Genomic DNA, 12,028 nt, shown 5'->3' with positions numbered 1-12,028 from the left:
ACGGGGCTATCCAGGACGGCTCCGACGCCGTGATCACACCAGACACGGCAAGATCATCTCATCCGTGACCAGCAGTTACGGGACAGCTCTTAGGGGCCGCACCCTGCACCCGACAGGTGCCCTATATGCCCACCACGCCCCTTATCTGCGGTACAGGATGGACGATACGAGCCGTATATCGCCGCACTGTCACCCAGCCTTACGGCCCGAATTCGACCCGAATTCGACCCGGCCAGTTTGTTCAGCGAGAAAACATGGCCTCTGACCTGCGGAAACAAAGAGCGGCAGACGAGTCGGGCTGTACGCCGGGTATTCCTGGAGCACCTTTCTGACCTGCGGGTTTCCGGGATCGGACCGGCTGTGACCTGCAAGGACGGGTTGCAGAGGCGATCGGAGGCAGTCAGAGGAAACCGCTCTGATTCGACCCCGATTCGACCCGGGGCGCTCAGAGCCAGTCAGAGGCAACCCCTCTGATCCTGGCTCTCTGAGCAGCCGGGTCCGATCAGAGGCAATCAGACGCAGTCACTCTGCCAGCCGACCGATTCGGGCGGAAAGTCGGCCAGAGGCAATCGCGCTCTGTGCCGGCCCCTTCCGAACCGGTCGGGCCTCAGTCGCTCGGGTGTGAACTCAGAGGCCCTACCTCTGATTGAACCCCGATCGGCTGTGACCTGCCAGGGCATTCGAGCCGGAATTCGGCTCGGGCCGCTCACAGGCAGCCAGAGGCCCTCCGATCGACCGTGGTCGAGCTGCGATGGGGACGCCTGCCTCCAGTACGGAGCCAGGCACACGAGGCCTCCAGGACGGCAATCCTGGAGGCTTCGCCTGGCACCGATGGGAGGTCGGTTCCGGATGCCGCCCGTGGTTTCAGCGGGCCTGGGCGGCGTCCACGTCCTTGCGAGACGACCCCACCGTGACAGACAGCACCCACCAGCCACTCCCCCAACGACACTTCAATCGCCTCCACGGCCCCCAGGGCCTTTTCCAACTGCCGTCGGCCGCAGCCGATCTGATCCTGCTCGGCGACCTCACGGGCCGCTACGCGACGGGCAGTTACAGCAGGCTCGGCTCGGACGGCCGGAGTGTGGTCCTGCGCGCGGACCGCCAGGGCGCGGCCGAGCACGGGCACCGGATCACCGCGGCCATCGCCTGCCACGTGGCCCGCGCCGGCGGCAGCATCGACCAGCTCACGCAGCTCCTGCTGCACCCCGAGCACGAAGGCGGACGGCACACCCGCAACATCGCGCTGCGTTCCGGGCAGTCGCGCGCCCTGGACTACATCCGCCGGGTGTTGGCCAGCGCCTCGGACGCGATCAGCAGCACCACGGCGCTGGGCTCCCGGCACGAGGCGTACGAGGTCCTCGCCGCCCTCCGCGACCGGATCGAGACCACGCCCTGGCGGGGAGAACGAGGACGGACCGCGCTGCGGGTGCTGCGGGCGCACCTGAACTTCGCCGAGATCGCGGGTGGACCCTTGCACCACGCCAGTGAGCGGCAGACGGCGGAGGAAGCCGGTGTCTCCCGCACGACCCTGCGGGTCGTCTACGAGACGGTCCTCCGGCCTCGGGGCTGGTTGCGGCGTCTGCGGGTGGGCCATGGCCGGGAGGGCTCCACCTGGTACCTGGGAGACGGCAACATCCCCGGTCACGGTGGCGCCGCTCTGCTGTCTCGTTTCCGGTCCACTCAGTTCCCCCCCGACCCGGCACTTGGGGAGTGGACCACCCCTGAGACGGCCACGACGGCCGACATCGACTCCACCGTCCTCGGCCATCTGATGGGCCACGACGCCTTCGCCCACCACGCCCTAGGCAGCGCCGCTCTCCTGATCATTAGCGCCCTGCACCAGCACCCCGTCCAGACCGTTGCCGAGCTCGTCGGTACGTCCTCGGTCTCCCGCGCCACCACCTACCGGATCCTGAATCGCCTCGCCGACCACGGCCTCGTTCACCACACCGGGGAGACCTGGACCCTCGCGCCACGTGCGTTGGAGGGCTTCGGTATCCACCTTCCGGACGCTGGCAACGGCCGTACGCCGGCACAGGGCTGGGCCAACATCGCCGAGCAACACGGCACCTGGGGCATCGCGGCCCGGCGCAAGGACCTACACAAGGCGGAACGGGCGGCCTACCAGCAGGCACTGGACCGGCTTTCGGAGCACCGCAGCAAGGCCGTGGTGATCGTCCGCGACGGCCGCCAGGTCCTGGTACCCGTGCCACGCCCCGACGAGATCCCGCCCACGTGGCACGCCCCGGACGGGCGCGTCCTCGACCCGGTCACCGGTCGTCCGGCCGCCGACTGGCGGGTCGCCACCGACGGCCGCCTGATCCTCATCACTCCATCTGACCAACGCAGTTACGACGAGCTGGCCGCTGCCCATGCCGAAGCCCTCAGCGAATGGGAGTCCGTCGCATGAACCCAAATCCCCCGGCCACGCCTGGCGCGAGCGAGGCGGTGACGCCCCAGGCCCTGCGCCAGCAGTACGAGGCCGGTGCCACGGTCGAAGAACTGGTCACCGCCAGCGGCCTGTCGTATGGCACCGTTCTCAACCGGCTGCACGACGCCGGGACCGTCATGCGCACGTCCTGGCAGACCCGCCGGATGCGGCAGAACCCACAGGCCCGCCAGCGCCTCGCCGCTCATCTGCGCACCCTGTATGAGCAGCACGGCGCAACGCTCACCGAACTCGCCACAGCGGCGGGAGAGACGAGGCGCGGTGCCCGGCGCCTGCTGATCGAGGCCGGCGGCACCGTTCGCACCACCCAGCAGACGCTGCGGATGCGCGCCGCAACGCGGGCCGTCGAGCGGCAGAAGCTCGCGGTGTCCCTGCGGGCGCGGTACGAGGCCGGTGCCACGGTGCCGGAACTCGCCAGGGAGCACAGCTACTCCGTCGCCACCGTCTACCGGCTCCTGCACCAAGTCGGCACCCGCATGCGGCCCCAGCACCACCACGGCCCCGCCCACATCACAAGGAAGCGACCATGAGCCCCCACGTCCTCGTTGGGGTTCCCCGACCTGCCTGGCAGATCAAGAACGCGGCCGTGCGCCATTCCGGCCACCACAAGGCAGCACGGGCACCCCCCCTCGTCGGCCCGCTCGCCAACGCGCGCATCAAACAACACCCCTTCCCCATTTCAGGAGATCAAGCACACGTGAACGAGAACACCCGTCACAAGACCCTGGCCGCAGCCACAGAACACGTCTGGGACGCCTTCGTCATCGTCGTCGGCATGCTCAAGGGCGGCACCGGCAAGACCACCTCCGCCTGGTTCATCGCCCTCTACTACGCCATCGTCCTCGGCCTGCCCACGCTGCTGCTGGACGCCGACGCCACCAGCCAGTCCGCCTACGACTGGTTCAAGGTCGCCCAGGCCGCCGGCTTCGAGATCCCGGCCAACCTGGTTGTCGAGCGGTACCCGTTCGACGACATCGCCGAGTACATCCGTACCAAGCGCGCCGAGTTCGGCGCGATCGTGGTCGACGCCGGCGGCGGCAGCGCCCGCATCTTCCACGAGGCTGTCACCGAGGCGAACCTGCTGCTCGTCCCGGTCGCCCCCACCAAGATCGAGCGTCGCAAGCTCGTGGCCACCTTCGACGAGGCCGAGCGCGCCGCCGCCCGCAACGAACACGGCGTCACCGCCCACGTCGTCATGGTCAAGGCCGACGACCGCACCAGCCTGCCGGGCCGGGCGAAGCAGCAGCTGCTGGAGCCCGCCGAGGGCGAGGGCATCGGCCCGGACCGTGACGAGCCGTTCCCGCTCGCCGACACCACCATCCACTCCTGGGTCCACTACATGGAGGCCTTCGGCGAGATCCCCACCGAACTGAGCGAGTACGCCAACCTGATGAAGGAGCTGACCGAGGCATGAGCGAGAAGAACGAGAGGCCGAAGCCGCCGGCCCGCCGCACGGGCGGTCGCGCCCTGGGCGGAGCCAGGAAGACGACCCCTCCGCCCCCTCCCCCGGCCGCCGAGCTCACCCCCGAGCAGTACGCCGCCGAACAGGCCGCCACCCAGGACGAAGGCCATCCCTCTGCCAGCGAGCCGCAGGCTCAGCCCACACCTCCCGTCGTTCCCACCGACGCGTCGGCGCAGGTTCGAACCGAGGCGGTGCCCGAAATCACACAGATCTTCGCGCAGCCGACTGCCCAGGCGCCGAGCGGCTTCGTGCCGGAGCCAGCCACCAGTGCGCGGGTTGGCGCGGAGGTCGTCGCCCCCGTGGCGGGGCCCGGTGGGGAGCCGGTGGTGCAGCAGGTGACGCCTGTGGTCCCGGCTGCCGTACCTGGAGCACCTGCGGTCCAGGCCACGCAACCGGCCGAACCCGTTGCGCAGCATGATCCGTCTCCCGTCACGTCCGCGGCTGCTGGCGCGGCTCCGGCCGCCGAGGTGGCAGTTCGCCCTGCCGTCCCTCCGGTCGCAGGCGGTACCGCGTTCCCGGTGAGAACCGAGGGACCGGGGACGCACCAGGAACAGGACACTCGATCGCAGGAGGCCCCCAGCGAGGGGACGCCGTACGCTCACGGTCCCGGCCGTCCCAAGGACATTCCCGAGGTCGCGGTCGTTCTCAACCAGCGGATCATCGCGCGGGAGAGCCTGGACTCGTCGGTTCCTGCCGCGCTGAAGCTGAAGAAGCGGATCAAGCGCTTCGCGCTGGACAACGAACTCGATCACCTGCCCATTGGCGACATCGTCTCCGTCGCCCTGGACGAGTGGCTCACCACCCGCGGCTTCTGACACGACCGCGAGGCATGGGGCGGCCACCTCCATGCAAGGGAGACCGCCCCATGCCGACTATTCCAATAACCCAATAGGCGGATAGCTATCCGCATAGCCAGACCGACGGGAGCAGCTCGCGTGCCTGATCAGTCCCCTTACGCCCGCCGACTACGTGAAATCGCCGATGCCCTCGACGCCGAGCCCCAGTCGACCGATGACGTTCTTACGCCGCATCCGGACACTCTGGACGTCATCAGAAACCGGCACACCAAACGCGGACAGCTCAACCACGCCGTCCCCGAAGTCCTCCAGCTCCAGCGCCGGATCCGCCGCTACAACGCCGACACTGGCGTACCGCATGGAGACATCGTCGCTCTCGCCCTCGACACCTGGCTCCGCGCAAAGGGCTACCCGCCCGAACTGACCCGGCCCGCGGCAGGAGCACCGTGATCGACGGGCGAGCGGCCGTCGGCGCGGACATGGCTTGATCCGGTCTTTTTTCGACATCCCGACCACTGTCAAGGTTGCTGAAATGCGTGTGAGAAACCTGCTTCCTGAACCCGGTCCTGTTCGGACGCTTGCCTGGAGCACTCTGGCGAACACCATCGGCATGGGGCTGTTCGTCACCATGAGTGCCATCTACTTCGTCCGCTCGGCGGGGCTCTCAGAAGCCCAGGTCGGCCTGGGCCTGACCATCGCCGCGTTGGTCGGGTTGCTGGCCGGGGTTCCCGCCGGTCACGTTGCCGATGTCCTGGGGCCGAGACGTATCACGATCCTGTGCAAGTTCATCGAGGGCGGACTGCTCTGCGGATACGCGATCGCCCGGAGCTTTGTGGAGTTCGTCGTCGTCGCCACGCTCGTCACAGTCTTCGAGTCCGCCGGGCAAGCAACCAAGGGCGCCCTCATCGCCGCAGTGGTGCCGCCGGAGCACCGTGTACGGACCCGCGCCTACCTGCGCGCGGTGATCAACGTGGGTGCCTCCATCGGGGCGATGTTCGCGGGGTTCGCGCTCGCGATCGACACCCGGGAGGCGTACCTCACGCTGATATTCGTGGCGGCCGCCCTTTACCTGTTCTCGGCGTTGCCTCTGCGCTCGCTGCCGGACATCCCCCCACAGCCCCGCCCGGAGAAGGGGTCGACTTGGGTTGTCGTGGGTGACCGACCCTACCTGGCCCTGACTCTGCTCAACGCGGTGCTCTGTCTCAACTACTCCATCTTCACCGTGGCGTTGCCGCTGTTCATCGCCCAGCAGACGAGCGCGCCTCCCTCCGTCTACGCGGTCCTCAGTCTGATCAACACGATCACGGTGATCCTGCTGCAGGTTCGGGTGAGCCGGGGCACCGAGACCGTCGTGGGGGCGGCGCGCGCCCAGCGGCGTTCCGGCGTTCTCCTCGCTGTGGCGTGTGTGCTGTACGCCTTGGCGGACGGGCAAGGCGTCTGGTGGGCGGTGATGTTCCTTGCGTGCGGCGCGCTGGTGCACGTCGGTGGCGAACTGCTGCAGGCGGCCGGCCAGTGGGGCCTGTCGTTCGAACTCGCGCCGGATCATGCTCAGGGCCAGTACCAGGGGCTCTACTCCATGGGCGGTCAGCTGGCCAATGTCGTCACGCCCGCCGTGGCAACGGTCGCCCTGGTCCAGTGGGGCTGGCCAGGCTGGGCGCTGTTCGGGGTCCTTTTCCTCGCGGCGGGTGCCGCGGTCCCCGTGACGTCCCGTTGGGCGGAGCGAACGCGCCCGGTTCCGTCGGGGCGTCCTGCCCGAGAGAGCCAGGTTTCCGGATGACCGCGGAATTCGTCAAGTACGAAGTTCTCGGCAACAGTTACGTGGTCGTGGATGTCACGGTCGCCGATCTGCCGGCCGACGGGTCAGTGGCCCGCTTGGTGAGTGACAGGAATTTCGGTGTCGGGGCCGACGGTGTGATTTTCGGTCCTTACGAGCAGGGTGGCGATGTCGCACTGCGCGTTTTCAATCCGGACGGCAGTGAATGCCCCGGAAGTGGCAACGGTCTCAGCATCTTTGCGCACCACGTACGGCGACAGGGCCACGTACAGCGTGACCGATTCACCCTGCGGGCGGCCTCCGGCCCGGTCGACGTGCGCATCGTGGACCTCGACGAGGCGCTGGTCGAAGTGACGCTGGGAAGGGCGACAACGACCCGGGACACCTTGGCTGTGGACGGAAGGAACGTCGAGATCACCTGTGTCTCCGTGGGGACGCCGCACTGCGTCGTCCTGGCGCCCGTGGCGGGACGCGAGGAGGTGGAGCGACAGGGCCGCGCCATGGGTACGCACCCGTTGTTTCCGCAGAAGACGAACGTCGAGTTCGTCTCCCCCGTCGATCGTTCGGCGATCCGTGTCGAGGTGTGGGAACGGGGGGCGGGCTACACCCTGGCCTCCGGCGCCGGAGCGTGTGCCGCCGCGACAGCCGCCCGAGCCCTCGGTCTGGTGGAGGAGGACGTCACCGTGCTCATGCCGGGCGGAGAGGTGCGGGTCTCCGTCCGGCCCGGCAACGTGGTCGCGCTCCGGGGAACCGTACGAGAGGTCGTCCGGGGCACGTTCGCAGAAGGCTTCCGAGCCCGGATGAAGACCGCGGCCGCGGAGGCCGGTTCCTCGTAGGCGCACGCACCAGGCTCGCGTAACCGAGGCCGAACCGTCGTTCCCTACGTTGGGCTTCATGCGGCTACGGCGGCAGGCATCCCATCGGAGGCCGAGCGACAAGAAAGCGGGTGAGTACCATGCCGAGCTCTTTCTCACGGTTCGTCAGTGAAGAGGACCTCGACGATCTGCGTGGCGAATTCATGGCCGCGCTGGCGGAACTCGAGGCGGAGGAGAAAGAGGAGGGGAACATGACCGCCGAGAGCGGGAACTGACCCCGCTCATCGTCTCGCAGTATCAGACGGACATCGACAGCGCTCATCCCATGCCCCATGGGGAGGTAGGAACGTGCACCTGAAAGCGGAATTCCTCCAGCCGGACGACCCAGGGATCGGTGACGCGCTTCGCCGCGACGGCGTCGCGTACATCAGCGGGCTCCTCGATGCGGCGCAAGTCGCCGAGTTCCGCGAAGTGCTGGCGAACTACGAGAACTCGATCCTGCCGAAGGCGCGCCGCTCCAGCTACGACTCCGACACCAGCGGACGACTGGTCATGTACCGCGATGTCGAGCGTCACGAGCCGCGGCTCAACAAGATGATCCAACAGCCGACCTTCATGGATCTGATCCGCCGCGCCGTGGACTGGGAGCCGGTCCTGTACTACCTGGACGGCTTTCCCAAGCCGGCCGGCGGCAGTGCCATCGAGGCTCACCAGGAGCTGTACACCGTGCCGGTGGATCCCCCGCAGTTCCTGCATCTCTGGGTGCCCCTGGAGGACGTGACCCCTGAGAACGGCAGCATCCACTTCTACCACGGGACGCACAAGCTCGGACTTGCCCCGCACATCGAACCCCCCGGGGTCGCGCCGATGGTCGATCCGGCGGTCCTGCAGCGCATCGAGAACATGCGCGTGGAGGTGACGTGCCCAGCTGGTTCGGCCGCCCTGTTCACCGGCTACACGATCCACTGGAGCGGGCCCAACCGTGGTGACCGCGACCGCCCCGCGATGACGCTAGGCATCCGCGGCAGGAACACGGTCGTCAAGACGGAGCAGGAGAACATCGCCAGTCTGATGGCCCGGATCTTCCGTGAAGAGGGCTCCTTCGCGAGCGTGGGACACGACGACGACTTCTACGCGCTCTCCGGACACGAGGGGGACACCGTCGTGGAGCGCATCCTGGCGCGCGTGCGCAACGACCACGGGGTGAGCATCTCGCTCGATGACTTCGCCCAGCACTACCGCACGCCAAAGGCTTTGGCGGCTCGGGTGCTCATACTCCAGAGCGAGGGCACATCAGGTGATCGGTGAGACAGCCGCCCCGCCCGCCCCCTCCCACGGCTCCAGTGAACGGCAGCGGATCGCACGGACCATAGCGGCTGTCTTCGACGAGGTGCTCGAACAGACGGAATGCGGTCTCGACGACCCCTTCTTCCGTCTGGGCGGAGACTCCATGGCCGGTCTGCGCGTCCTCACCCGTCTGCACGAAGAGTTCGGCGTCGGCATCCAGGTGGCGGACCTGTACAGCCACAGTACGCCGCTGGCGCTCGCGGACCGGCTGATCGAGTTGCGCTCGCGCGCCGACACCTGGCGCCGGTCCGTTGCCAGCACCGCCCGCCGTCGCCGCGGCAAGCCGCTCCCCCTGTCCCTGGCGCAGGAGGGGTTCTACGCGATCGAGAAGGTCACGCGGGGCGTCGGTATCTTCAACAGCGTGCTGCTGATGCGGTTGACCGGCGATGTCGACGCCGCCGCCCTGTCCGACGCGATCGGAGATGTCGTACAACGGCAGACGGCACTGCGCGTCCAGTTCGGCGAGGAGGCCGGCCGTGCGGGACAGCGGCTGGTGGACCGACCGCCGGTGATCACCCGTCTGGACCTGCGCGGGCGGGGCGAGAAGGCGCTCGCGCGCCTGGCCAAGATGGAGTACCTGCGCGGCTTCGACCTGTCCACGGAGCCTCCCGCGCGGTTCACCGTGGCGCGTATGACGGACGACGGCTGGGCTCTGATCGTGACCGTCCATCACATCGCCTTCGACGGAATGTCCCAGCCGATCCTGCTGGACGAACTCGCCCACGCCTACCGCTGCCGTGTCGGGGAGGCGTCACCTCGTCCCCCGTTGCGGGCCGACTATCTCGACTTCGCCGAGTGGCAGCGCGACGTCCTGCGCGGCGATCGCCTGGAGAGCCATCTCGAGGGACTGTGCGAGATTCTGCGTGACCCCGCGCCGGCCATCGCCCCCCGGGAGGCCGACGGCAACTTCGCGTCGCGCATCGACGACCTCCTCGTCCCGGACCGTACGGCCAGGGGGATGCGGCAGCTCGCCGCGGACTGCGATTCCACGATCTTCATCGTCCTTCTCGCGGCGTTGACCGACTTCGCGTACCGCCGGACAAAGGCGGAGCGGCAGTTGATCACCGTTCAGACCGCGAACCGGAACTGGCCCGGCAGCGAGGACATGGTCGGCTGTTTCTCCAACATGCTGTGCGTGGAGGTCGGTGTCGACCCACTGGCTCCGCCCGCCGAAGCCCTCGCTCGGGCACGGACGGCCATGTCCCGAGCGCTCCGGCACGAGGAACTGCCGCTCGACTACGCGCTGGACCTGCTCAGCAGCCGCGGCAGGGATCTCGTGGCGATCGGGAACATGCCGCAGTTGGGCTTCACCCTGCAACCCGTCGCGGAGGATCGTATCGACCTGCCGGGGTGCGTCATGACGGCGGAAGCCGTGCAGCAGGGCAGGGAGAACTCGGATCCGACGAGCTTTCCCCTGGTGGTCGAACTCGGTCTGACGCAGCAGGGTTTGGCGGGAACGACGTACCGGCTGCTCGACATGTGGCCCGACGACTCGTTCGCGCAGGCCGAGGAAGAGCTGCTCGCCGCCTTCGCCCGCTTCTCCGTCTGACGGACCGCAGCCCATGTCCACGCCCGCAAGGGCCTTGGACATGGGCTGCGGCGGTTTCACGGACCCCGCGGTGGCCCTCAGCGCCCTACGGCCAGCAGATCGGCGAGCACCTGCTCCGCGTTGCGGCTCGCGGCCGTGTGCCCCTCGTCGTGCCAGATCTTCAGATCCGCGCCGGGGATCGAGCTGACGAGCCGTTGTACGGCGGAGAGCGGCACGTTGGTGTCGTCGTCACTGTGCCAAAAGCGAGTCGGGCAAGTGATCGCCGCTGGGTCGAAGCCCCACGGCCGGCCGGGGGTCAGGGACACCGCGTCGTCGACCCAGCCGTCCACCCCGGCCCGGAGGGCGTCGACAAGGTTCTCGGCCGCGATCCGCTGCACCTCGGGTCGCGAGAGCCATGCCCGATCCACCTCCGGCGCGTCGGCCGCGTGCGCGCGCTGACCCGCCAGGGGGTCGGCGAGGATATCCTCCCGCAGGTTGACGAGCCTGCGAGCGATGCCGTCACGTCCTTCCTCGCGTATGACGCGGAAGGACTCCTGGTTGATCTGGGCCATGGCGGCCTCCTCGGCCTCCGTGACAGGCGCCACGGAGCAGACCAGGCCGCAGGCTCGGACCCGGTCACTCAGGAGGGCCGCCACGGCCAGTGCGTGGGGTCCGCCCGCGGAGACACCCTGCACGACGAACCGGTCCACTCCGAGTCGGTCGGCCACGGCCTCGACATCAGCGGCCATGTGGGACACGGAGCGGCCGGGCAGCGGCGTGGAGAGCCCGTAGCCCGGGCGGTCGAACGTAACCACCCGCAGCCCCAGGCGGGACCACAGGTCCGGGTCCGAGTGGCGCGCGAGCCGACCGCCCGGCGCTCCGTACAGCCAGAACAGCACCTCTCCGGTCGGGTCGCCCCACTCCTCGAAGGCGTACTCGCGGCCGTCCGCGAGCGTCATGGTCGCCACCTGGTCCTCCTTCTGTCACTGAGCAGTGCTGTCACTGTGTGGAGCGCCGCCCCTCCCCAAGGGGCGGGGCGCATTCCGGAGCGCGGCCATGCGCCGGCCCCGTCCTCCGCTGCCGGAGGACGGGTCACGTGCTGGGCGCTGTCAGAAGGCAGTCATCGCACCGGGAGGGTGCTCGCGGAACTCGCGTGGGCGTCCACCGCCGCACGCATCTCCGCGAGGGCCGCGACGGGGTCCGGGCCATCGGCGAAGAGGCAGGAGTTCACCAGCGCCGAGTCGAACCCGAGGTCCGCAGCCTCCAGCAGGTCCCCCACCGAGCCGATGCCGCCGTCCAGCATGAGAGGGACGTCGTGGCTGTCGAGGATGGCCCGGACGGCGGGCCGGACCCGGTCGTCGATGCCGCGCCTGGCCCCGATCGGAGAGCCCATCACCCGGACCATCGTCACGCCGAGTTCCACGCACGCCCGGTACGCGTCCGCGTCGGCCGAGATCAACGGCCAGACCTCCAGGCCGTCCTTGACGAGCTCACGAGCCGCCTCGACGACGGCCGCGTTCGCGGACGTCGTGAGGGAACCGTCCAGCACCTCCAGCTTGATGATGCGGACGCCGGTCAGTTCGACCGCGCGCCGGGCCCTGGTCACGGCCTCCTGCGCCGTGACCGGATGGTTGATGTTGAGGACGGGCGTGATGTCGGCGAACGGCCCCAGTCCCTCGGCGACCGATCCCAGGGTGGCGTCGGCGTATCCCACCGGCAGGTCCTCCCCGCGAGTCACCGAGTCGATCGTGTGCGTGTTGACGGCTAGATGGCGGCACTTGCTCGCCTCGAGCATCCGGACGGCGACATCGGCCGACACACGGTGTTGCGGCTTGGCACCGAAGCAATGGAACAGG

12 protein-coding genes are annotated in these 12,028 nt (G+C 68.7%); 10 read left to right on the top strand and 2 right to left on the bottom strand.

The features are described 5' to 3' along the window. Nucleotides 1-910 precede the first annotated feature (910 nt). From BMZ82_RS25305 to BMZ82_RS25265, 10 genes are all read left to right on the top strand, one after another. The gene (locus tag BMZ82_RS25305; RefSeq protein WP_256252089.1) at nucleotides 911-2,410 is read left to right on the top strand and encodes a helix-turn-helix domain-containing protein; all 1,500 of its coding nucleotides are present in this window, start codon (nucleotides 911-913) and stop codon (nucleotides 2,408-2,410) included. Continuing rightward, entirely contained in the window at nucleotides 2,407-2,979 is a 573-nt protein-coding gene (locus BMZ82_RS25300) for a helix-turn-helix domain-containing protein (protein WP_256252088.1), read from the top strand. Before BMZ82_RS25305 ends, BMZ82_RS25300 begins: the two co-directional genes overlap by 4 nt. A gap of 167 nt (nucleotides 2,980-3,146) precedes the next feature. Continuing rightward, nucleotides 3,147-3,863 carry a ParA family protein gene (locus BMZ82_RS25295; protein WP_093779606.1) on the top strand — a complete coding sequence of 239 codons (717 nt, stop codon included), beginning with the start codon at nucleotides 3,147-3,149 and terminating at the stop codon, nucleotides 3,861-3,863. Then, complete coding sequence (locus BMZ82_RS25290) at nucleotides 3,860-4,726, top strand: hypothetical protein (RefSeq protein ID WP_093779604.1); 867 nt, start codon at nucleotides 3,860-3,862, stop codon at nucleotides 4,724-4,726. The genes BMZ82_RS25295 and BMZ82_RS25290 overlap by 4 nt, the downstream gene beginning before the upstream one ends. A gap of 120 nt (nucleotides 4,727-4,846) precedes the next feature. Then, nucleotides 4,847-5,158, top strand: a complete 312-nt coding sequence (locus BMZ82_RS25285; protein WP_093779602.1) for a hypothetical protein — start codon at nucleotides 4,847-4,849, stop codon at nucleotides 5,156-5,158. Between the two features lie 82 nt (nucleotides 5,159-5,240). Next, on the top strand, nucleotides 5,241-6,485 hold the full coding sequence (locus BMZ82_RS25280) for an MFS transporter (protein ID WP_093779626.1): 1,245 nt from the start codon (nucleotides 5,241-5,243) through the stop codon (nucleotides 6,483-6,485). Continuing rightward, nucleotides 6,482-7,318 (top strand): diaminopimelate epimerase, encoded by an 837-nt coding sequence (dapF, locus tag BMZ82_RS25275; RefSeq protein WP_093779600.1) that lies wholly within the window; start codon nucleotides 6,482-6,484, stop codon nucleotides 7,316-7,318. The genes BMZ82_RS25280 and dapF overlap by 4 nt, the downstream gene beginning before the upstream one ends. A 119-nt stretch (nucleotides 7,319-7,437) precedes the next feature. Next, a complete protein-coding gene (locus tag BMZ82_RS42000) occupies nucleotides 7,438-7,572 on the top strand; it encodes a hypothetical protein (RefSeq protein ID WP_256252087.1) in 135 nt (44 codons plus the stop codon). Between the two features lie 73 nt (nucleotides 7,573-7,645). Continuing rightward, nucleotides 7,646-8,605, top strand: a complete 960-nt coding sequence (locus tag BMZ82_RS25270) for a phytanoyl-CoA dioxygenase family protein (protein WP_093779598.1) — start codon at nucleotides 7,646-7,648, stop codon at nucleotides 8,603-8,605. Further along, nucleotides 8,595-10,193, top strand: a complete 1,599-nt coding sequence (locus BMZ82_RS25265; RefSeq protein ID WP_177244656.1) for a condensation domain-containing protein — start codon at nucleotides 8,595-8,597, stop codon at nucleotides 10,191-10,193. The genes BMZ82_RS25270 and BMZ82_RS25265 overlap by 11 nt, the downstream gene beginning before the upstream one ends. Nucleotides 10,194-10,270: 77 nt before the next feature. Here the strand turns inward: BMZ82_RS25265 and BMZ82_RS25260 are convergent, their stop codons facing one another. Together BMZ82_RS25260 and BMZ82_RS25255 are read right to left on the bottom strand one after the other, a co-directional pair. Further along, entirely contained in the window at nucleotides 10,271-11,131 is an 861-nt protein-coding gene (locus BMZ82_RS25260) for an alpha/beta fold hydrolase (protein ID WP_256252093.1), read from the bottom strand. 161 nt (nucleotides 11,132-11,292) lie between these two features. Next, a complete protein-coding gene (locus BMZ82_RS25255) occupies nucleotides 11,293-11,910 on the bottom strand; it encodes a beta/alpha barrel domain-containing protein (protein ID WP_177244655.1) in 618 nt (205 codons plus the stop codon). Between the last annotated feature and the right edge of the window lie 118 nt (nucleotides 11,911-12,028).

The organism is Streptomyces sp. yr375 (assembly GCF_900110755.1).
Classification (GTDB): Bacteria; Actinomycetota; Actinomycetes; order Streptomycetales; family Streptomycetaceae; genus Streptomyces.
Note: the sequence above shows the minus strand (reverse complement) of the source record. Positions and strands in the feature narration are given on the sequence as shown.